The organism is Herpetosiphonaceae bacterium, assembly GCA_036374795.1.
In the GTDB taxonomy this organism is placed as follows: domain Bacteria; phylum Chloroflexota; class Chloroflexia; order Chloroflexales; family Kallotenuaceae; genus LB3-1.
In genome coordinates this window covers 12,633-34,891 of sequence record DASUTC010000190.1, presented here as the reverse complement: position 1 = coordinate 34,891, position 22,259 = coordinate 12,633, and the positions used below count along the sequence as shown (strand labels likewise).

The following is a 22,259-nucleotide window of genomic DNA, read 5'->3' as shown; positions in this document are numbered from 1 at the left end:
GCGGGTGCCATGCCCAGAGGGCACCCGTCTGGCACCCGCCTGGCACCTGGCATGGGCGCCCAGCGCACAACGGAACCAAGAGCAGAGAACAACAGACGTGTTGAACTTGAAACTCCTGATTCCTGACCCTGATCCCTGGTCTTGGAACTCGCAACTAGGCCCGGCGCAGCACCCGTCTTGCCAAACGCCGATCTTCTTCTTGCACCGCACCGACGATCAGCAGTAGGCCCCACAAGATCAGCGGGCCAAGCAGGATGCTCAGCAGAACATGCATCTGCCCCGCCACCAGCATACCGACCGCCATCCCAACGGCGGCTAGCGCGGGACGCCAGGCCAGACGCCAGACCGCTGGCGGCTCGATCTCGGTGCGGAGCACCCACCACAGCGGAACAAACAGCACAATCTCCGAGAGCATCGTCGCGAGCGCTGCCGCCTGCACCCCGTAGCCTGGAACAAAGGCCAGATTGAAGCCGAGGTTGAACACGGCGGCAGCGCCGAACGACACGGTGATGGTGCGGGGACGATCCAGCGCGATCAGCACGTACTGCGTCACGCCGTTGACATAGCTCAGGGGCAGATACCAGATCAAGATCGCCAGCGCTGGCGCGCCCAGCGCCACGTACTCCGCGCCATAGATCGCGATCAGCCAGGGCGCCAGCACCGTCACGCCAGTCGCGATCGGCAGCGCCAGCAGCAGCAGCAGGCGCACCAGATAGGTGTAGGCGCGCTGGAGCGCCGCCCGATCGGTGGCGGCCTGCCGCGCAAACAGCGGAAAGACCGCGTTGATCACGATCGGCGGCAAGATCTGCGTCAGCGTGATGTACTTGTAGGCGGCATCGTAGGCCGCCAGCTCCACCGCCCGCGACGCCTTGATGATCGCCACGTCGAAGCGGAAGAAGACCGCCAGCAGCAGGCTATTCAGCATCAGCGGCCAGCCAGCGCGCAGCATCGTGCCAGCCAGCGCGCGGTCGAAGCGCACCCGGGGCACGCCCCAGTTGCGCAGCAGCAGCACCCCGAACAGCACAGCGCTGGCAATCGTCGCCGCGAGCGCCGCCCAGGCCACACCAAGCACGCCCCAGCCCAGCACCAGCGCCCCGATCTTGAGCAGCGTGCTCACGATATTGGTCAGCAGATTCACTACGGCGGACACGATCGGTCGCTCCGTCGCCATGAACAGCGCCGAAACCGCCGCGCTGAACGCGCCCGGCAGCACGGTGCAGGCCAGGATCAGCATCAGCAACAGGCCCTCGCGATCGAAGCCGTACTCGATCAGCCCCGCCGCCTGCAAGCCGTTGTAGCTCAGCACGATCAGCACGCTGGCGGGAATGACCACCGCCGCCAGCACGAATCGGATCAGCAGCGCCGTGCCAAAGGTCTGCTCGATCGCCGTGGAGCTGCGCGCCACCTCGCGGGTCAGGTAGATATTTAGGCCCCACTCAGCGATCGTCGCCAGCAGCATCGTCGTCACGAAGGCGGCAAACACAAAATCGGCGATTGCCGTCGGCAGCAGCATACGGTAGAGCACCAGGCCAAAGCCAAAGTTGATCGCCTGGTTGATCAACTGGATCGCAAACGGCACGGCGCTATTGCGCAGCAGCCGCACGGCATAATCCTGGCTTGGCGTCTGCCGCCTTCGCCTCGAAAGCAGCACAGCCAGCGGCACGGCCAGCGCCAGCAGCACCAGCCCGGCGACAAAAACTGCGATTGCCACGGCCAGCTTCGGCGAGATCGGGCCGGTCGCGGTCACAGGCTACGCTCCAAGGTATTGTCCAATCAACAATTGCAGGCGCTCGCGAGTCTCCGCCGGGATCAGATGCGCGGGAGTCATGATCGCGTTTTGCAGCGCGCTGCCGCACTTGCAGCCGGGCGCGTCGGCCAGCAGCGGAATCAGCGCGGCAACTACTGCCTGAGCGTTTCTGACATTCTGCTGCAACACCTGCACGACCGCATCGACGGTGACGCTGTCGTGGTGCGGATGCCAGCAATCATAGTCGGTGACGAGCGCCAGCGTGGCGTAGCACAGCTCGGCCTCGCGGGCCAGCTTGGCCTCCGGCAGCGCCGTCATGCCGATCAGATCGAAGCCGTTGCGCCGGTGCAGCTCTGACTCTGCCAGCGTCGAGAACTGCGGACCCTCCATCACACACAGCGTGGCGCGCTCCTCGACCGCCTGCTGCGTCTCGCGGATCGCCTCACACAGCGCCTCGCGCAGCTCAGGACAGAACGGCTGGTCGAAGGTGACATGCGCGACGACGCCCGCGCCAAAAAAGGTGAATGGGCGCACGCCTTTGGTGCGATCGACGAGCTGATCGGGGACGACCATGCGGCCCGGCGGCAGCTTTTCGCGCAGGCTGCCTACGGCGCTGACCGAGATCAGCCGCTGCACGCCCAGCTCCTTGAAGGCATAGATATTCGCACGGCTCGGCACCTCGGTGGGCAGCAGGCGATGGCCGCGCCCATGCCGGGGCAAGAACGCCAGGCGCTGACCGGCCAGCGTGCCCAGCACAAACCGGTCGCTGGGCGAGCCGAAGGGCGTCGTCAGCTCAAGCTCTTCGCGGTCGGTCAGGCCCGGCATATCGTACAGCCCGCTCCCGCCGATCACGCCAATCGTCGCGTGTGCCATGTACTCCTCCTGTAACATCTGCCTGCTCTGGTAGGCGATCAGAGCGCAGTATAGCATGGCTCAGGGAGTACTCACACGCCCACAAAAAAAGATACTCATAGCATCGTACTGCGGTCCTGGCACGCTTTATGCCATATATCCTGGCAGCGATACGTCGCAACAACGATGTCAGTCAATCTCACACTAAGGGAGGCGTTACATGGGCGGGATTATCTTCTGGCTGATCTTCGGTGGTCTGGTTGGATGGATTGCCAGCAAGATCATGGGCACCGATGCACAACAGGGCGTCTTACTGAACATCATCGTCGGCATCGTCGGCGCGTTTATCGGCGGCTTCCTCTGGGGAATGATTTCAGGCGATCCCGAACCCTATGGCTTCTGGGACATCGGTAGCTGGATCACGGCGATCATCGGCGCATGTATCCTGCTCTTCCTGGTTGGCATGGTGACAGGTCGACGGCGAGTCTAGTTTCGCACCCCCTTGGCAGAAAGCGTGGCACGCTCTCTGCTTTAGACGATAGCAACCTGTGAGTGGGATGTTCCCACTCCTAGCGCAGAACCTAAGGGAGGAATTATCATGGGACTCATTATTTGGCTTATCATCGGCGGTATCGTCGGCTGGCTGGCTAGCATCATTATGCGCACGGACGCCCAGCAGGGCATTATCCTGAACATCATCGTCGGCATCATCGGCGCGCTCCTGGGCGGGTGGCTGTTTAGCGCACTGCTCGGTCAGCCATCCATTAACCAGGACCCGCTCGATCTCGGCGCAATCCTGGTTTCGCTGCTCGGCGCGATCGTGCTACTCGGCATCGTCAACCTGTTCCGACGCGGCACCGTGCGCTAAGAACGACACACATCGATTACGCTTCAAGGCAGCGCTCCTCATCTGAGGGGCGCTGCTTTGTTTTGTCTGCGCGCAGTATGCTACAATTTCCAGTTGCAACAGGGGCCTGCGATCGTTGATCAGCGCCAAGCTGGAAGCAGCGCCCGACGTGATCGCGACTGAGCGCCGATGGACAACAAACGCCAACTCGATCTTCTGCAATCTCTGGGGCAATCGCTCTTAGCGCCGCTGCCCCTGCCGCAACGGCTGACACAGGTGTTGGAGCAGCTTCAGGCGGCGCTGCCCTTCGAGGTGGCGCGCGTGATCGTGCTGGACGCTGCCACGCCCTGGAGCCTGGTGTTTCCGCCTCATGTTCAGGCCGCGGCGCAGAGCGGCGCTGATCGCTGGTCGAAGGCGCTTACCGCCGAGCTGATCCATACGCGCCAGCCGCTCCAGCGGCAGATCGATCGGCAGCGGCACTACCTGGGCTGGCCGATCGAGTGGCAGGGCTGCCTGTATGGCGCGCTGGAACTACACCTGACGCCACAGTACACGCTCTCGCTGGACGTGCTGCATATCGTCCAGGCGCTGCTGCCGCTGTTTGCCGTGGCGCTGAGCCAGTCGCAGGCGGCGAACGGTCAGGCTGTGCTCTCAACCGCCGACCAGCAGCGGCTCGACGGCATCGCAGCGCAGATCCAGGCTCCGATTCTGCTCCAGCCGCTGCTGGCGGAGCTGCTGCAATGGGCGGTCGAGCAGACGACCGCGACGAACGGCTCGATCCATCTGGCCGAGGCCAACGGTCATGGGCTGCATCTGCTGACCTTCGAGCTACCCCAGGCGGGTGCGTCCCTCTCGACGGCGCTGGTGCCGAGCACACGCGCGCACGATCTGGCAAAAATCGCGCTGGCGAATGGTCGCGCGATGATCCGGCAGATCGATGGGCTGACCCATTTTGCCGCGCCGATCGTCTATGACGGGCAACTGCTGGGAGCGATCACGCTTGAGGGAGCGCTGCTGCAACCGCAAGCGCTGCTGTTCGTGCAGCGTCTAGCGGAGCTGGCCGCTCCTGCGGTGCTCCGCGCGCAGGTTTATCAGCAGCTCGCCGACGCCCGCACGCATCTGCAACAGGTCTTCGACGAGCTGCCGACCGGCCTCGCACTGACCGACGGCAGCGGCACACTGCTGCGCGCCAATCCATCCTGGTGGCGCTTGTGGGCGATCGACGCGGCGATCGTCGACGAGATCAAGCTGATCCCGTGGGATATTCTGCCGCGAATCCTGGCGCGGCTGCCCGATCCGCTGGCGTTTTCCGATCTGTTCACCAAGCCGATCACGACGCCCAGCGAGGCGTTTGTGGTGCTGCAAAATCCCTGGCAAGAGCTGCGGCTGCTGCTGATGCCCGTGCGCGACACGATGGGCGTGCAGGCCGGGTTCCTGCTGGCGGTCAACGATGTCACCCGCGAGCGCGAGGTCGATCGGCTGAAATCGGAGTTTGTCTCGGTGGTGTCGCACGAGCTGCGCACGCCGCTGACCTCGATCCTGGGCTATACCGAGCTGCTGCTGGCGCGGGAGTTTGGGGCCGCCGAGCGCCGCGAGTTTATTCAGACCGTCCATAAAGAGGCCGATCATCTGGCGAATCTGGTCGAGGATCTGCTCAACGTGTCGCGGCTGGACGCGGGCAAGATCAAGCTTGAGCGCTGGGTGATGGCGCTGCCGAAGCTGGTGCGCGAGCTGGTGGCGCAGCTCAACGCCGAGCTGGATGTCGAGCGGCATCGCCTGCTGCTGGACGTGCCGGAGAGTCTGCCGCCGATCTACGCCGACCGCGACCGGGTGCGTCAGATTCTCAGCAACCTGCTGTCGAACGCGATCAAGTACTCGCCTGAGGGCGGCGAGGTCGTGCTGCACGCCGAGGTATTGCACCGGCCACCGGCCTCAGCGCCGCCGCTGTCGCCTGAGCCGGCCATGCTGATCAGTGTGCGCGACCAGGGCATCGGTATTCCTGAGCACGAGCTGTCGCGGATCTTCGAGCGCTTCTACCGTGTGGATAACTCGAACACGCGGCGGATCGGCGGCACCGGTCTTGGCCTCGCCATTACCCGCGCGCTGGTCGAGCTTCACGGCGGGCGGATCTGGGTCGAGAGCACGCCCGGCCAGGGCAGCACGTTTTATGTCACGCTGCCGCTGGCGACCGAGATGCTCCGCACGCGCCAGCGATAGCGGAGCTAGGGGAACAAGGGAACAAGAGAGCAAGGGAGCAAGGGAACAGCGGGGCGGGGGCGATGCCCGGAGGACACCCGGCGCGGGTATTCCCCACGCTTTCCTTCCCCTCTCCGATCGGAATGGGAGCGGGGTGCTGAGCGCAGCGAAGCGGGGTGAGGGCCTTGGAACGTGAAACTTGAAACTTGGAACCTGAAACTCCCCGCCCCTAAAGACCCTGCCCGTCGAGCCATGCCAGAATCGTATCGGCGACCGGCTGCCAGCCGGGATCGAGCATCATGTCGTGGGCCGTGTTGGGAAAGATCGTAGCGCTCGTGCCATACGCTCGCGCCGTCGCCTCTACCTCGTAGGGATAGAAGATCGTGTCTTCAGCGCCGCCCAGCACCAGCATCGGGACCGGCACCCGATCGGGCTTCGGCAGATTGAACACGACCATATCCAGAAACGCGCGATACGACTCGTCTTGCAAACGCTGCCAGTACCACGTGACCTGATCTCTGGGCATCGTCGCAGAGAAAAAGTGCTCGTGCGCCAGCTCCGGCGTCTCGACCAGCGGGTACAGTCTGAGCGTCAGGTTGGCTTTGAGAAACTGCCTTGGATGCCGCCGCGCGATCCGCAGCGTCGTCGCGAGCGCACCTGAGGCCGGGACCGAGGCGAGCAGGACGCCTGCCGCCGCCGGGTAGCGCTCCAGATACTTCTGGACCACCAGCCCGCCCATCGAGTGGCCGATCAGTACCGGCGCGGGCGTGAGCGCGGCTGCCACGCTGACAACATCCTCCACGTAATCATCGATTCGCGTCCAGCGCAGCCGCTCGCGGCCATCGCTAGGCCCGTGCCCGCGCAGACTCAGGGCGTACACCGGAAAGCCCGCGCGCGTGAAGTAGGGGATGAAATGCTCCTGCCAGCACCAGGCGGCATGCCACGCGCCATGCACGAAGACGAGCGGCGTCGAGCGGGTGATAGCGGATAGCTCCGGGTTGATCACTTCAAGCTGCATATGTGTGCCTGTCGTTTATGTATCGACGTTTGTTTGACCATGATCTCGCTCCGCTCGTAGTGCTGCTAGTATAACCCAGGCGGTACGATACTGTACAACCCCACACCCGCGCAACTCGTCTTAAGCCGCGTGCGCTGCCCCGACCTTTTTGTTATCATTAGGCATCTTTGCACATCCTATGGAGCCGGATATGGCAGTTGTTTCGGGGAGCCAGCTTAGCAAATACTACGGCGCTGATCAGATCTTCAGCGGCGTTAACTTTTCGGTCAATCGCGGCGATAAGATCGCGCTCGTCGGCACCAACGGCGCGGGCAAGACCACGCTGCTCAAAATCATCGCCGGGATCGAAGAATCGACCGCCGGATCGATCAGCCTGGCGCGCGGCACGCTCGTAAGCTACCTGGCGCAGGAGGCGCACTTCAGCGGCGATCGGACGCTGATGCAGGAGGCGCACCAGGCGTTCGCGCATCTGCACCAGATGGAGGCCGAGATCCGCCAGCTTGAGACGCTGATCGCCGATACCGAGCATCCCGAATGGGAGTCGCGCATGGAGCGCTACGGCGACCTGATGGCACGCTTCGAGCATGGCGGCGGCTACGATACCGAGCGGATGATCGAGCGCACGCTGGAGGGCCTGAGCTTCACCAGAGCGCAGTACGATCAGCCGATCCGCGAGTTCAGCGGCGGTCAGAAAACCCGCGCGGCGCTGGCGATCACGCTGCTGCAAGACCCGGACCTGCTGCTGCTCGACGAGCCGACCAACCATCTCGATCTGCACGCCCTGCAATGGCTGGAAGAGTTTTTGCGCACCTGGCCGGGCACACTGATCGTGATCTCGCACGATCGCTACTTCCTCGACAAAGTGACCACGCGCACCTTCGAGATGGCCTGGCGCAAGCTCACCGACTGGCCCGGCAACTACAGCAAGTACCTGCTGCTCAAAGCCGAGCGCGACGAGCGCATGCAGAAAGAGTACGATGCGCAGCAGGCGTTCATCGCCAAGGAAGAGGAGTTTATCCGTCGCCATATCGCCGGGCAGCGCACCAAAGAGGCGCAGGGCCGTCGCAAGCGGCTTGAGCGCTTCAAGCACGGCTACCAGGGCGCGGGCGGCCAATGGATCGACGAGCGCATCGACGCGCCCAAGAGCCAGAAGCAGCTCAAGCTGAACCTGAGCACCGACATGCGCTCAGGTCTGATCGTGCTCAACACCAGCGACGGCCTGACCGTGGGCTACAAAACGCCGCAGGGCGACAAGCCGCTGGTACGCACGCCCGCACTTGAGCTGTATCGCGGCCAGTGCGTCGCGCTGATGGGCGCGAACGGATCGGGCAAGACCACGCTGCTGCGGACGATCGTCGGGGAGCTGCCGCCGCTGAGCGGGCGCGTCTCGTCTGGCGTGGGCGTGTCGGTGGGCTACTACGCGCAGACGCACGACGAGCTTAACCTAGACAACACCGTGCTCGAAGAAGTGCATCGGGTCAAGCCGCTGGAAAAAACCGAGCGCATTCGGACGCTGCTTGGACGCTTCTTGTTCTCCGCCGACGATGTCTTCAAGCGCGTCGGCGATCTGTCGGGCGGCGAGCGCAGCCGTGTGGCGCTGGCGCAACTGACGCTCAAAGAGCCGAACCTGCTGATCCTCGACGAGCCGACCAACCACCTCGACATCGCAGCGCGCGAGGCGCTGGAAGGCGTGCTGCTGGATTTTCCAGGCACGATCCTGTTCGTCTCCCACGATCGCTACTTCATCGACGCCCTGGCGGACACGATCTGGATGGTCGAGAGCGGCACGGTCACGACGTTCGAGGGCGACTACACCGACTACGCCGCGCACGTGACGCAGCTAGAGCTAGAGCGCAAGAAGGCGATCGATCCGAAGGCCGATAGCGTCCCTGCCAGCGCGCCGCCCGCGCGCAGCGCCGCCTCGGATGGGCAGAGCGGCAAGGACAAGCCGACGACGGGCCTCTCAGGCCGCGATCATCGCGAGCAGGAGCGGCAGCAGCGCGAGCGCCAGAAGCGGATCAACGCGGTCGAGCGGCATGTCGCCGATCTCGAACGCAAGCTGCATGTGCTGCAATCGGCGATCGAGAGCGCCACCGCCGAGCGCAAGCTCGACGACATCGCCCGCCTGGGCGAGGAGTACGTCGCGCTTGAGCAGGAGCTACAGGCGCAGTACGATCTGTGGGCGGAGCTGGCGGGGTGAGGCCTGAACTCGAAACTCGAAACCTTGAACTCGAACCTACGATTATGACTCGACAATTCCTACATCTCTACCTGATCGGCCTGACCGGCAACATCGGCTGCGGGAAAAGCACAGTCGTCGGGATGCTCGCGGCGCGCGGCGCGCAGATCATCGACGCGGATGCCGTCACGCGACAGGTGATGGAGGTCGGGCAGCCAGCCTACCGGCAGATCGTCGAGGTCTTCGGGCCGGGTATCCTCCAGATGCCGGGCGGCCCGATCGACCGGCCTGCGCTGGGCCGCGTGGTCTTCGGCGATCCGGCGGCGCTCACCACCCTTGAGCGCATCGTCCATCCCGCCACGCGCGCGGCAATTCTGGCCTGGCTCCACCAGCGCGATGCCGCCGCGCAGCAGCGCCAGCGCCGCGAGATCGCGGTCGTGGATGCGATCAAGCTGATCGAGGCGGGCTATCCCGCGTTCTGCGATGCCGTGTGGGTGGTCATCTGCGACGAGCAGGAGCAGATCCGGCGGCTGGTAGCACTGCGCGGCATGAGCGAGGCCGACGCGCGACAGCGGATCGCGGCGCAGCCGCCGCAGCATGAGAAAGTTGCCGTCGCCGATGTCGTGATTGACAACAGCGGCGCGCTTGCGCAGACCGAGCGGCAGGTCGATGCGGCCTTGAGCGCAATTCAAGGGGCGGGCTTCGGGGGTGAAGATCGGCCGTTTACCGGCTAGCTCGTCAGCGCGTGCTGCCACAGATCGTTGAGCTGGCGCAGCACATCATCGAGCAGCGGCGGATTTTGCGCGCCGTCATACGTCGTGATCGTCTTGGAGTTCGCGCTGATCGTGTAGGCATAGGCATCGGGCGTCTGCGCGCCGTACGTCTCCTGCAACTGCTGCCAGCCCTCGGCCTGCACCGCCGCTTTCAGCGTATCGATCTGCGCCGCTGTCGCCCGCGCCTCTTTGAGCGGCTGTCCGCCGATGTCGCCGTCGATCAGCCGCAGCAGGCCATCGCTCTGCACCACCAGCGTCTCGGTGCTGCCCTGGATGCCACCTGAGCGGGTCAGCACCGCGAGCGGCAAGGCCCCTTCGTCGGCAGTGCCCGGCGTAGCGGGAGCGCCTGGCTGACTCCCACCCTGCGCCTGCTGATCGGCTGGGGCCGGGGTAGCGGACTGGCCGCCATTGGACGCCGCGCCGCTGCCGCAGGCCGCCAGCAGCAGGAGCAGCCCCGCCAGCATACTCATCCTTAATCCTCGAACCATCGTTAGCCATTCCACGATCCGTAGGGGCGTATTGCAACACGCCCCTACGGAATCAATACATCGACAAATTGCCGTGCGAGCAGCGACAGCCTATCCGCCAGCCACCTGCGTCACGCTGTTGATCGCGGGCAGGAAGAAGTTGGGGATCAGGCCCATCACAAAGACGATGATCGCCGAAAGCACCAGCGAGAAGTTGATCCCAGCCGGAACACTGATCCGCCGGTCGTCGGTCGGCTCGTTGATGAAGATCGCCTTGAGCATGCGCAGGTAGTAGTACAGGCTGATAATCGTGTTGAGCACCGCGACCACTACCAGCCAGATCGCGCCGCTTTCCCAGCCCGCCTGGAAGACCAGGAACTTGGCCCAGAAGCCGCTCAGCGGCGGAATACCGGCCAGCGACAGCACAAAGATCACCAGCAGCACCGCCAGGCCCAGATTGCGCTTGTACAGCCCGTTCAGATCGCTCATCTGATCGCCGCCGACCACGCGGCTGACCGCCGCCAGCGCGCCGAACGCGCCCAGGTTGGTGAAGGTGTAGGCCACCAGATAGAAGATCAGCGACGGCACGCCAAACTGCGAGAACTGGCCCGTGGTGCCACCGGGCGCATACGCCGCGATCAGGCCGAGCAGCAGGAAGCCCGCGTGTGCGATCGACGAGTAGGCCAGCAGGCGCTTTGCATTGGTCTGCGTGATCGCCGCCAGATTGCCGTAGGTCATCGTCAGGAAGGCGATGAACGCCAGGATGCTGGCCCAGCCGCCAAAGCCGCTTGTCACCGCCGCCGTGCCCGCCAGCGGACCAAAGCCGTTGACCAGCACGCGATACAGCAGCACAAAGCCCGCCGCCTTCGATGCCGTCGACAGGAAGGCCGTGACCGGCGTCGGCGCGCCCTGGTACACGTCGGGCGACCACGAGTGGAACGGCACCACCGCGACCTTATAGCCCAGGCCGGCGATGATAAAGATCAGCGCCAGATAGAGCAGATTCGAGTTGCTGCCCGCCTGCGCGATCACCTGCGTGATCGCGCTGAAGGTCGTCGGACTCTCGATCTTATTGTAGGCCGCGTAGCCGTACCACAGCGACAGGCCGTACAGCAGAATACCCGACGATAGCGCGCCGAAGATGTAATACTTGATCCCGGCCTCTGACGAGCGCAGATCGCCTTTGAAGTAGCCCGCCATGATATACAGCGACACCGAGGCCAGCTCCAGCGCCAGATACGCGCTGATCATCTCGCCCGCGCCCGCCATCAGGTTCATGCCGATCGTCGAGAAGAGCAGCAGGCCATAGAACTCTGCGGGATTGGCGCTTGAGGCATAATCCCTGGTCAGCAGCGCCGTGATCAGCGCCGCCGAGATAAAGAGCAGCCGCGACAGCATCGTCAGGTTATCGACCACGAACGCGCCGTTGAGCAGCACATTGCCCGGCTGACCGCCGGGACCCGCCGTGGACTCGGTGACGCTCTGCAAGTTGCGGAAGACATTGGCGAAGAAACCGGCGATACCGCCCGCTCCTGTATCGACCGCCGACGGATCGATGAAGCGGTTGACGATATAGCCACCCTGCAACACCACTAGCACCAGCACCAGGCCCAGGCCCATCGCCGTCGTCGAGGCGGCATCGGCAAAGCGCTGCTCCTCGGAAGCATCGCCGCTGAAGAGATCGCCGACGACGACCATGATCGCCAGCAGCGCCAGCATCAGCTCCGGCAGGATCTTCAGCACATCTGGAAAAAAGCTAAACTGCATTATCGTTGACCTTCCTGTGCTTCCAAGCTAGGATTATCGCCCAGGAGCGGATTACCGACGACGCTCAGCGTTTGGCGCGCTGTTTCCAGCCGCTGCACCACCGGCGTCACGCTGCTGTTGACGATCGGATGCATCAGATCCGGGAACAGGCCCAGCACGAGCACCAGCGTCGCCAGGATCGCCCCGCTGGTATACTCCTGCCAGGTCAGCTTGGGCAGGCGGCGGAATTCGGGATTGCGGATCTCGCCGAAGAAGACCTGACGCACGACGCGCAGGATATACGCCGCCGTGATCGGGATCGCGATCCCGGCCAGCACCGCCACCAGCGGGAAGCGCGCCCACACGCCCAGGAAGATATTGAACTCGGCGAAGAAGCCCGCCGTGCCCGGCATGCCCATCGAGCTAAAGCCGCCGATGATGAACATCAGCGCGGCGAACGGGAAGACCTGCGCCAGGCCGCCCAGCTCCGGCAACTGCCGCGTGTGCGTGCGGTCGTAGACCATCCGCCCCACAACCGCGAAGAAAAGCGCGGTCATCACGCCGTGCGCGAACATCTGCAAGACCGCGCCGTTGATGCTGATCTGGTTCAGCGCCGCGAGGCCCATCACCACCAGGCCCATGTGCGACACCGACGAGTAGCCGATCACATACTTGAAGTCGCGCTGCGCCATCGCGATATACGCGCCATAGACCACGTTCAGCAGCGTCAGCGTGATGATCACCGGCGCCCAGATCTGCGCGCCTTCGGGCATCAGCCAGATCGCCGCGCGCAGACAGCCGTACGCGCCCAGCTTCATCAGCACGCCCGCGTGCAGCATCGACACGGCGGTCGGGGCGGCAACGTGGCCTGTGGGCGACCACGTGTGGAACGGGAACATACCCGCCAGCACCGCGAAGCCCACGAACATCGGCATAAAGAACGCGAACTGGAAGCCCGTCGAGAAGCCCGGACGGATATTCGCCAGCTCGACCATATTGAACGTGCGCAGCCCTGAGCCGAAGTAGATCGCCAGCATGCCGATGATACAAAACGCCGATCCGATCATCAGATAGAGCGTCAGCTTCATCGCGCCGTACTCTTTGCGCGTCGAGCCCCACACGCCGATCAGCAGGTACATCGGCAGCACGGCCAGCTCGTAGAACACAAAGAACAGGAACAGATCGAGCGACATGAAGACGCCATAGACACCGACGACCAGCAGCAGCAGCAGGACGAAATATTCTTTGACCCGGTTCTCGATATTCCACGAGATCAGCGAGCCGGTGAAGATCACAAAGCCGTTGAGGATCAGCATCGCCAGGCTGATGCCGTCCGCACCGACGAAGTAGGCTATGCCCAGGCTCGGCACCCAGTTCAGATACTCAACGAACTGGAACGTCGGACCGGCAGGATCGTAGGCGAAATAGACCAGCAGCGAAACGACCAGCGAGAGAAACGAGCAGATTGCCGCAGTCCAGCGGATCGCGTTCTTGGCGCTACCCGGCAGCACCGCGATAATCACCGCGCCGACCAGCATCACCAGCCAGATGAAGCTGAGGTACGGCACTCCTTGCGGCAGCGGAAACAAGGGAAAGATATTCATGCGTTAGGCTCCAGCAAAGAAGCGCACGACAGCCAGCGCCGTCTGATTGGCGATGCTCATCAGCGGCAGCGGGTACACGCCAAAGACGATCAGCAGGGCCAGCAGCGGCAGCAGGACGCTCCACTCACGCAGATTGATGTCGGGCAGCGCGCGCAGCCGCTCGTTGACCGGCCCCGAAAAGATACGCTGGTACATCAGCAGCAGCGCCAGCGCCGAGATCACCAGGCCGATCATCGAGACGATCGTCAGCGCGGGCAGCGTCGGCCACGTGCCACGGAAGATAAAGAACTCGCCCACAAAACCGGCCATACCGGGCAGCCCCAGGTTGGCGAACATCGCGATGCCCATCAGACCCGCGAAGAGCGGCACGACCATCCGCAGGCCGCCGAACGCGGTCAGCTCATACGTGCCGGTGCGCTCGGCCAGGATGCCCGCCAGGAAGAATAGCGCGCCCGTCGAGAGGCCATGCGCGAACATCTGCATCACCGCGCCGTTGAGCGCAATCGCGCGGCTATTGAGATCGCCGGCAGCGCCCGCAGCGCCCGCAGCGGCAATCGCCAGCATGACGTAGCCCATGTGGTTGATCGACAGATACGAGATCACGCGCTTCAGATCGTTGAGCTTGCGCTCGCGGCGCTCTGGATTGCGCGCGATGTTGTAGGCGACCCACGCGCCGACGATAATGCTCATGAAGGCGAAGAAGCCCAGCACCGGCGCGGCCTGCTGCATCTGCGTCGGGAAGATCGGCAGCATCAGCCGCAGCATCGCGAACGCGCCCATCTTGGTCAGCACGCCCGCGATCAGCATCGACGCGGAGGTCGGAGCCTCGCTATAGGCGTCGGGCAGCCACGTATGGAACGGCCAGACCGCCAGCTTGACCGCCAGCGCGACGAAGACGCCCAGGAAGAGCGCGCCCATGTAGAAGCCGGGCGAGCCACCCAGGATATTGACCACGCCCAGGCGCTGCATGAAGCCGAAGACCAGATCCGAGAGGTTGCCCTGCACGCCCTGCACCGGCAAGCCCTGCGACAGGCGCGTCAACTGCACGATGTCGAACGTTCCGGCGGCCAGATAGAAGAACTCGAAGGCCAGCAGCATCGTCACCGAGCCCGCCATCGTATAGACAAAGAACTTGAACGCGGCATAGCGCCGGTTCTCGCGGCCCCACGTGCTGATCAAGAAGAAGCCGGGGATCAGCGAGACTTCCCAGAAGATGAAGAACAGGAAGAAGTTGAGCGACAGAAAAACGCCCAGCATCGCCGTCTCCATCAGCAGGATCAGCGCGAAGAAATAGGCCGGACGCTCCCGCAGATTGAACGAGGCCAGAATACCCAGCGGCGTCATCAGCGTTGTCAGCAGCACCAGCGGCAGCGAAATACCGTCGAGGCCGAGCGTGTAGGTCACGCCGAGCACGCTGATCCACGGCAGGCTTTCGGCATAGTCGTAGACCTGCTGGAGTCCGTTATCCACGGTGCGGCCCTGGTAGGTCGCCGCCAGATAGATCGCGATGCCGAGCGGAGCCAGGCTAAGCAAGAAGGTGCCCCACTTCGCCCAGGGGGCACCCGCCCGCCCATCGCGTCCCTCAGGCGTGATCGCCGCCAGCACCGCGCCGAGCAGCGGCAGGAAGATCAGCAGGCTCAGCCAGGGAACGCCACCGCGAAAATTGAGATAGTTAATGGACTGTTCCATGTTGCTCCATTAGCGAGAACCGAGAACTGAGAACCAGCGTAGCAAACAACTTTTTGGTTCTGGGTTCTTGGTTCTTAGAATGCATACAAATAGATCACCGCCAGCATCACCACGCCGGCGAAGATCAGCACGCCGTAATCCTGAATCTTGCCGGTGATCGTCTGGCGCAGCCCATCGCCGGTGTACGTCGTCGCGTCCGCCAGCGTATCAGCGCCCTGGTTCAGCACAAAGTCATCGAGGATGAAGTTGATCTTCGCCAGCAGCAGCGAGCCGAAGCCAACGCCGTTGACCGTGCCGTCGACCACGTTCTGGTCGAAGAAGCCGAGGCCGCGACCGAGCCAGTTGGTAAAGCGGCCAATCGTCGCTCCATACAGCTCGTCGAAGTAGAACTTGCGGTTGAGCAGACGGAACAGGCCCGGCGCTCGCGCCTCAAGCGGATCGAGATCGGTCGAGCGGGCGAACGCGCCCCGGTAGAGCGCCCAGCCCAGGAAGATCCCAAGGAACGCAAGGCCAGTCGCAATGGCGGCAGTGGTGATGTTGAACGCGGCAGCCTCCTGCCCCAGGTAGTGCGAGAGCCAGTGCCCACCGCCGGTAACTTCGGCAAACGGCCAGTTGGCGTAGCCCGCGCCAAAGGCGAAGATCGCCAGGATCAGCAGCGGCAGCGTCATCGACCAGGGCGACTCGTGTGGCTCGTGTGCCTCGTGGTGTCCGTGCGCGCCGTGCTCGTGCGTGTCGTAGGTCTTGGCGGTGACGCCATGCGCCGCGCCTGCCACCTCCGGCGACCGCGACGGATGATGCGCCGGACTCTCGACCGGCACCGGCTCGCTGTGCTCCTGCGCATCGACGGGACGCGGCTGGAAGCCACGGAACGGGCCATAGAAGACCACCATGATCTGCCGCGTCATGTAGAACGCCGTCAGGAACGCCGCTACCGTCAGCAGCGCGTACACTGTTGTGCCGACCGTGCCGCCAGCATTGAACGCATCCGCCAGGATCTCATCCTTCGAGAAGAAGCCGGAGAAGAGCGGCACGCCCGACAGTGCCAGATAGCCGATCATGTACGTAATCCAGGTGACACGCATAAAGCGCGACAGGCCGCCCATGTTGCGAATGTCCTGCGCCTTGTCGGGATCATGCCCGACCGCCGCCTCCATGCCGTGAATCACCGAGCCGGAGCCGAGAAAGAGCAGCGCCTTGAAGAAGGCGTGCGTCAGCAGGTGGAACAGGCCCGCCACCCAGCCGCCGACGCCGAGCGCCGCGACCATGAAGCCAAGCTGCGAGAGCGTCGAGTACGCCAGAATACGCTTGATGTCGAACTGGCCGACCGCGATCAGCGCCGCGAAGATCGCGGTAAACGCGCCGACCAGCGCGACCACCGCCAGCGCTGTCTCGCTCGCAAGAAAGATTGGATAGGTGCGCGCAACCAGGAACACGCCCGCCGCCACCATCGTCGCCGCGTGAATCAGCGCCGATACCGGCGTCGGACCTTCCATCGCGTCGGGCAGCCAGACGTGCAGCGGGAACTGCGCCGACTTGCCGATCGTGCCCATGAACAGCAGCAGCGCAATCGCCGTCGCCACGCTCATCCCCAGGAACGTCGTCTGCCCGTGGATGCGCTCAAGAAACTCAGGGTTGAAGACCTGCCCCTCGCCCGTGCCGAAGGTCAGCGATCCCGACTGGGTGTAGAGGTAGAACAGGCCGAGCATCATGCCGACATCGCCGATGCGCGTGGTGATAAACGCCTTGCGCGCGGCGCGATAGGCCGACGGCTTGAAGTACCAGAAGCCGATCAGCAGATACGAGCACAGTCCCATCAGCTCCCAGCAGATGAAGAAGAGCAACAGATTATCGGCAAGCACCATTCCGAGCATCGACGCCGTAAAGAGCGCGATGAACGAGAAGAAGCGTGACTGTCGCTCGTGACCCGCCGGATACTCGTCGTGAGCCATGTAGCCCAGCGAGAAGAGATGAATACAGAACGATGCCAGCGTCACCATCGCCAGCATCAGCGCCACGGGCGCATCGATGTAATAGCCGACGTTGAAAGTCGTCTCGCCGGTCGCGGCCCACGGCATACTGCGGGTGTACGCGCCGCCAAAGCCCGCGAAGTGATGGCCCTCGCCCTCTTCTTCAGCCGCCAGCGCGCCGGGCGCGGCGCTCGCCAGATAGCCCGCCGCTTTAGAGTGCGGCGCGGCCTCGCCGCCACCGGGAAAGCCCGCAGCCGCGCTCTGGAACAGAATGCCCCAGGCCAGGCCAGTTGCCGCCAGCATCGCCAGGATCGCCACCCAGCCGCTGATCACACGGCTGCGGTAGAACGGCGAGAGCAGCGTGATAAACACAAACGCCGCCAGCGGCAGAAGAGGAATTAACCAGGCTAGCTCAAAAAAATTCATGTTGCTTCCTTAGATTTAAGAACCGAGAACAAGCGAGGCGGGTGCCATGCCCAAAGGGCGCCGGGCGCACAAGCGAACAATGCTTGGATCTTTTGTTCCGTTGTTCCGCTGCGCCGTTGTTCTCATCTAGCCTTTCATCGTATCTACTTCATCCGCATTGATCGTCATGCGCGTGCGGTACATCGCGATCACCATCGCCAGGCCGACCGCCGCCTCCGCCGCCGCGACCGTGATCGCGATGATCGCGAAGATCAGGCCGCTGGTGTTGGCAGGCTCCAGGTAGCGCCAGAACGCGATCAGGTTGATATTGACGGCGTTCAGCATCAGCTCGACGCCCATCAAAATCCCAACAGTGTTGCGGCGAGAGAGCGCTCCAAACAAGCCGATACAGAAGAGGCCACCCGCGACGGTCAGGATCGCTTCGAGCGGCATTGCTGTCACAATCGAATGATTCATCAGTATAGGCTCCTATCTTCGCTCCGCCGTCCCCGCGTCGGACGTACCCTGCGGCACGTTGCCGGTCGCCTGGACGGGACGCTCCAGGCCCAGGCCGGTGAGCGAGCGCCGCAGCTCGGCCTCTTCGGCCAGTGTCAGGATGCGGCGGCGGCGCGTACGCTCCTCATAGGCGATCACGATCGCGCCGATCAGCGCGACCAGCAGCAGGATCGACGAAACCTCGAACGGGATCAGGTACTCGGCCATGAACGACCGCCCGATCTCGAACGCTCCCGCGATCGATGGGGGGCTTGCGAGCGGCTGCGCGTCCGGCGCGGGGCTGGCGGCTGGCTGCTGCGCGATCAGATCCGTCTGCGGCCAGTACGTCGGCTGGTTGGGCTGCTGCACCGGCAGCTCCGGCGACCAAAGCCCCGGCACGATCACCGCGCCGAAGAGCGCAACGGCGACCAGCGCGGCGACCCACCAGCGCTCGAAGAGCTGGCGCGTTCCCTCGCCGGTGACTTGCCGCGTCAACATGATGGCGAACAAAACCAGGATCGAGATCGCCCCGGTGTAGACCAAGATCTGCACCACCCCGATGAACGGCGCTTCCAGCAAGAAATAGAACGCTGCGACGCCGGCAAACGAGGCGATCAGCCACAGGGCTGCGTGGATGATGTTTTTAACCGTGACCACCATCAGGCCGGAGAATAAGATCAGCCCCGCCAGAATCCAGAAAATCAGACCAATAATGAAATCCATGCACACTCCTCGGTTTGCGGCGAACGCACCAGGGGCGCTGCACAAACGTTGTGTATTTCCTTTTGTTTGCGGCGCGATTGTACCACGGAACGATGCTGTCTCTAGCAGACACGCCGAAGCCAGGAGCGCGCCGCCCCTGGCTCTCTGCGAACCCGCTACACACCCGACGGACTGGTCTGATAGCTCATCGCGCCCCGGCTGGTATTCATGCGCACCAGCAGCAAGAACGACACGACGTTGATCACGCCGGTGACAGCGAAGGCAATCGCCAGCCGCACCGGATAATCCATGCCATCCACAACGCCCATGCCCTGCTCGACACCCCAGCGCGTGATCGCGATCCATAGGCTCGTGCTGAAGATGTTGATCAGCGCCAGCGGCAGCAGAAACTTCCAGGCGAAGGCCATCAGTTGATCGATGCGCAGCCGTGGAAACGTGCCGCGAATCCAGACCATCAAAAAGAACAAACCGATGGTCTTGATCAAGAAGTAGATCACCGACAGGAACGTGCCCAGGCCGCCCTGAATCGACGAGCCGGGTCCCGCGCCGCCGCCGAGGAAGACCGCCGCCGCCACCGCGCAGATCGCCAGGTTGGTCATGTACTGCGCCAGATAGAAGACCGCGAACTTCATGCCTGAATACTCGGTCATATACCCCGCGACGATCTCCGAGTCGGCCTCAGGAATATCGAAGGGCGTGCGCTCGCCCTCCGCCAGCGACGAGATCCAGAAGATGATGAACGCCAGCAGGCCGATCGGCGTGAAGACGTACCAGCCGAAGCCGAACCAGTCGCGCTGATTCTCGACGATCGTTCGGACGCTCATCGTGCCCACCAGCATCACGATCGACACCAGCGACATGACCTGCGGAATCTCGTACGAGATCATCTGCGCCGCCGCGCGCATGCCGCCGAGCAGCGCAAACTTGTTGTTGGATCCCCAGCCCGCCATGAGCATGCCGAGCGTGTGCATCGCGCCGATTGCCACGATGAAGAGCACGCCGATGTTGATGTCGACCGGCACCAGATTACCCCACGGGATCACCGCGAACGTCATGATCGTCGCGAACATGACTACGACCGGCGCGAGGAAATGCACCCAGCGGTCAGCGCCCGCCGGCGTGATGTCCTCTTTGGTCATGGTTTTGATCGCCTCGGCAATCGGCTGGAACAGGCCGAACGGGCCAACGCGGTTCGGCCCTTTGCGATCCTGCATATAGGCGATGCCGCGCCGCTCGATCCAGGTGAAGAGCATCATCATCACCGGCCCTACGATCAGGATCGCGGTCGAGATCGTGATGTAGGTCGCGAGATTTGCGAGCCAGCCTTCGCCAAAGATAGCATTCCACAATGCCTGCATGGTGTATCTATTCTCCTTGCTGTGCTCGCTTCGCCGCGCGAATCGCTTCCAACCGCGCCAGTTTTTCGGCAGACATATTCTTGCCCGGCGCTGCGACCGGCCCGCTTGCGGCGGGCGCGCCGCCCTGCGACTCGGCCATGTGCGTGCCCTGCTCTGCGGCTGTCTGCCCGTCCAGCGCCTCAGCCGACGGCACCGGAGCCGTGTCGACGGCGGCGACCGGCGCGCTGGCTCCGCCGCGCTTGGCGGCGCGGATCGCCTCCAGCCGAGCCACCTTCTCCGGCGGCATATTCTTGCCGATCGCGGCGACCGGCGCGGCTGGCTTGGCAACTGCCGCTCTGGCAGCGCCACCGGCTGCGGCGGGCGCAGCCTGCTGAGCCCTGCCGATCATGTGCGGCGCGACGCCGATCGTGCCGGGGCGACGCTTGATGTTGTTTTGCAGCTTCTTCATCGCGCTGGCCTCGACCTCGGCCCAGAAGTTCGGCGCGATCGTCTGGTAGTACGAGATCGGGCGATTCAAGTCCGCCTTAGCCACGTCCATGCTCAGGTGATCGGGCGTGGACAGCTCGTAGTGGTGGTCCATCTTGATCGCGTCGAAGGGGCAGACCTCGGCGCAGTAGCCGCAGCTCATGCACGAGTCGTACTCGATCACGAACTCCGACGCCGCTGGCACCGCCTTGCCGGTGCTCGGATCGGTCGCCTGGGTGATATGGATCACCTTGGGCGGGCAGATCCGCTCGCACTGAAAGCACGAGGTACACAGCTCGTGGCCGGTCTTATCGTCGTAGAGCAGGATCGGCATGTTGCGGAATGCTTCGGGCAGCGCCATGCGCTCTTCGGGATACTGCACTGTAAACATGCCGGTGTTATCGTTCTTGTCGTCGCCGTATGAGGTGAACGACTTGCCGAAGTGCCGGATCACGGTCAGCATGCCCTTGAGCATACCCTGACCGACCCGGACCTGATCGTCGTTGCGCCGGACCACGACGACCCCGCCGCCGTTCGCAAGCGCAGCCGTCTGTGTCGGCGTATGTGTTTGGGGCGTCACGGTCATCGATCGACTTCTCCCATCACAATATCGATACTACCCAGGATCACGACCACGTCGGCGACTTTATGGCCGCGACACATGTCGTTCAGACCCGACAGGTTAATAAAGCTTGGGGCACGAATCTTATAGCGGTAGGCCGAGCTGCCGCCGTTGCTGACGAGGTAGTAGCCGAGCTCGCCCTTGGGCGACTCGACCCGCGCGTATGCCTCGCCGACCGCCGGTTTCAGGCTTTGCTGCTTCGAGGCGGCCTTCATCGCCTGGTTGATGTACGAGCCCTCGGCATTGGGCAGATCCTTGATCGCCTGCTGCAAGATGCGGTAGCTCTGGCGCATCTCCTCGATCCGCACCAGGTAGCGATCATAGACATCGCCGACGGTGCCGATCGGAATATCGAAGGTGAAGCGATCGTAGATCGAGTACGGCTCGGCCTTGCGCACATCGTAGGCAATACCTGAGGCGCGCAGCACCGGCCCGGTGACGCTGTACGAAACCGCCAGCTCCTTGGGCAGGATGCCGACGCCACGGGCGCGCGTCAGCAGGATCTCGTTGCCGCTCAGCAGCCGCTCGAACTCCTCGAAGAAGCTCGGCAACTGCTCCATCAGCAGGTTGATCTGCTCCAGCACCGCAGGCGTGAGATCGCGCACCAGGCCGCCGAAGCGGAAGTAGTTACACATCATGCGCGAGCCGCCCAGCGACTCGAAGATGTCCATGATCATCTCGCGCTGGCGCATACCGTAGAGCAGCGGCGTCTGCCACGCGCCCATGTCGTTGAGCAAGAAGCCCAGCGCCGTCGCGTGGTTCAGAATCCGCGACAGCTCATCCATGATCACCCGGATGTACTCGGCGCGCTCCGGCACCTCAATGCCCGCCAGCTTCTCGACCGCCATGCAGAAGCCGTGCTCGTTGATCATCGAGTTGAAGTAGTCGAGTCGATCGGTGAACGGGACGATCTGGAGATAGGTAAAGACCTCGCCGAGCTGCTCGTGGTTGCGGTGCAGGTAGCCAAAGACCGGCTCCAGATGCACCACAGTCTCGCCGTCGATCGTCGCGACCATGCGGAACACGCCGTGCGTCGACGGGTGCTGCGGGCCGATATTTATCTGTAGTTCTTCTGTTTTCAGCATAGCTTTTCGTTCCGAGAAGAT

At 63.5% G+C, this 22,259-nt stretch carries 18 protein-coding genes; 5 read left to right on the top strand and 13 right to left on the bottom strand.

The features are described 5' to 3' along the window. Window positions 1–154: 154 nt before the first annotated feature. Together VFZ66_14180 and mtnP are read right to left on the bottom strand one after the other, a co-directional pair. On the bottom strand, window positions 155–1,747 hold the full coding sequence (locus tag VFZ66_14180) for a flippase (GenBank protein HEX6290337.1): 1,593 nt from the start codon (window positions 1,745–1,747) through the stop codon (window positions 155–157). Between the two features lie 3 nt (window positions 1,748–1,750). Beyond that, window positions 1,751–2,620: an S-methyl-5'-thioadenosine phosphorylase gene (gene mtnP / locus VFZ66_14175; protein HEX6290336.1), complete on the bottom strand. Its 870-nt coding sequence runs from the start codon at window positions 2,618–2,620 to the stop codon at window positions 1,751–1,753. 199 nt (window positions 2,621–2,819) lie between these two features. On the opposite strand from mtnP, the gene VFZ66_14170 reads away from it, so the two are divergent. The 3 genes from VFZ66_14170 to VFZ66_14160 all read left to right on the top strand — a co-directional run bounded on the left by VFZ66_14170 (window position 2,820) and on the right by VFZ66_14160 (window position 5,663). Then, on the top strand, window positions 2,820–3,089 hold the full coding sequence (locus tag VFZ66_14170; GenBank protein ID HEX6290335.1) for a GlsB/YeaQ/YmgE family stress response membrane protein: 270 nt from the start codon (window positions 2,820–2,822) through the stop codon (window positions 3,087–3,089). 108 nt (window positions 3,090–3,197) lie between these two features. Further along, on the top strand, window positions 3,198–3,467 hold the full coding sequence (locus VFZ66_14165) for a GlsB/YeaQ/YmgE family stress response membrane protein (GenBank protein HEX6290334.1): 270 nt from the start codon (window positions 3,198–3,200) through the stop codon (window positions 3,465–3,467). 168 nt (window positions 3,468–3,635) lie between these two features. Further along, a complete protein-coding gene (locus tag VFZ66_14160; GenBank protein ID HEX6290333.1) occupies window positions 3,636–5,663 on the top strand; it encodes an ATP-binding protein in 2,028 nt (675 codons plus the stop codon). Between the two features lie 208 nt (window positions 5,664–5,871). Here the strand turns inward: VFZ66_14160 and VFZ66_14155 are convergent, their stop codons facing one another. Beyond that, window positions 5,872–6,660 carry an alpha/beta fold hydrolase gene (locus VFZ66_14155; protein HEX6290332.1) on the bottom strand — a complete coding sequence of 263 codons (789 nt, stop codon included), beginning with the start codon at window positions 6,658–6,660 and terminating at the stop codon, window positions 5,872–5,874. Window positions 6,661–6,850: 190 nt separating this feature from the next. On the opposite strand from VFZ66_14155, the gene VFZ66_14150 reads away from it, so the two are divergent. Together VFZ66_14150 and coaE are read left to right on the top strand one after the other, a co-directional pair. Beyond that, window positions 6,851–8,860, top strand: coding sequence for an ABC-F family ATP-binding cassette domain-containing protein (locus VFZ66_14150; protein HEX6290331.1), 2,010 nt, complete (start codon window positions 6,851–6,853; stop codon window positions 8,858–8,860). Window positions 8,861–8,904: 44 nt separating this feature from the next. Beyond that, window positions 8,905–9,573 carry a dephospho-CoA kinase gene (gene coaE, locus VFZ66_14145; GenBank protein HEX6290330.1) on the top strand — a complete coding sequence of 223 codons (669 nt, stop codon included), beginning with the start codon at window positions 8,905–8,907 and terminating at the stop codon, window positions 9,571–9,573. Here the strand turns inward: coaE and VFZ66_14140 are convergent. The 10 genes from VFZ66_14140 to VFZ66_14095 all read right to left on the bottom strand — a co-directional run bounded on the left by VFZ66_14140 (window position 9,570) and on the right by VFZ66_14095 (window position 22,238). Beyond that, window positions 9,570–10,082 (bottom strand): hypothetical protein, encoded by a 513-nt coding sequence (locus VFZ66_14140; protein ID HEX6290329.1) that lies wholly within the window; start codon window positions 10,080–10,082, stop codon window positions 9,570–9,572. The two genes, coaE and VFZ66_14140, sit on opposite strands and share 4 nt — an antisense overlap. 108 nt (window positions 10,083–10,190) lie before the next feature. Next, entirely contained in the window at window positions 10,191–11,846 is a 1,656-nt protein-coding gene (locus VFZ66_14135) for an NADH-quinone oxidoreductase subunit N (protein ID HEX6290328.1), read from the bottom strand. After that, a complete protein-coding gene (locus VFZ66_14130) occupies window positions 11,846–13,429 on the bottom strand; it encodes an NADH-quinone oxidoreductase subunit M (GenBank protein ID HEX6290327.1) in 1,584 nt (527 codons plus the stop codon). Before VFZ66_14130 ends, VFZ66_14135 begins: the two co-directional genes overlap by 1 nt. Before the next feature lie 3 nt (window positions 13,430–13,432). Beyond that, window positions 13,433–15,118 (bottom strand): NADH-quinone oxidoreductase subunit M, encoded by a 1,686-nt coding sequence (locus VFZ66_14125; protein HEX6290326.1) that lies wholly within the window; start codon window positions 15,116–15,118, stop codon window positions 13,433–13,435. 74 nt (window positions 15,119–15,192) lie between these two features. After that, the gene (nuoL, locus tag VFZ66_14120; protein ID HEX6290325.1) at window positions 15,193–17,511 is read right to left on the bottom strand and encodes an NADH-quinone oxidoreductase subunit L; all 2,319 of its coding nucleotides are present in this window, start codon (window positions 17,509–17,511) and stop codon (window positions 15,193–15,195) included. A gap of 126 nt (window positions 17,512–17,637) precedes the next feature. Next, window positions 17,638–17,967, bottom strand: coding sequence for an NADH-quinone oxidoreductase subunit NuoK (gene nuoK, locus VFZ66_14115; GenBank protein ID HEX6290324.1), 330 nt, complete (start codon window positions 17,965–17,967; stop codon window positions 17,638–17,640). A gap of 12 nt (window positions 17,968–17,979) precedes the next feature. Then, a complete protein-coding gene (locus VFZ66_14110; GenBank protein ID HEX6290323.1) occupies window positions 17,980–18,708 on the bottom strand; it encodes an NADH-quinone oxidoreductase subunit J in 729 nt (242 codons plus the stop codon). Between the two features lie 155 nt (window positions 18,709–18,863). Then, window positions 18,864–20,066, bottom strand: coding sequence for an NADH-quinone oxidoreductase subunit NuoH (gene nuoH / locus VFZ66_14105; GenBank protein HEX6290322.1), 1,203 nt, complete (start codon window positions 20,064–20,066; stop codon window positions 18,864–18,866). Window positions 20,067–20,073: 7 nt separating this feature from the next. Beyond that, window positions 20,074–21,117, bottom strand: coding sequence for a 4Fe-4S binding protein (locus VFZ66_14100; protein HEX6290321.1), 1,044 nt, complete (start codon window positions 21,115–21,117; stop codon window positions 20,074–20,076). After that, window positions 21,114–22,238: an NADH-quinone oxidoreductase subunit D gene (locus VFZ66_14095; protein HEX6290320.1), complete on the bottom strand. Its 1,125-nt coding sequence runs from the start codon at window positions 22,236–22,238 to the stop codon at window positions 21,114–21,116. The genes VFZ66_14100 and VFZ66_14095 overlap by 4 nt, the downstream gene beginning before the upstream one ends. Window positions 22,239–22,259: the final 21 nt, after the last annotated feature.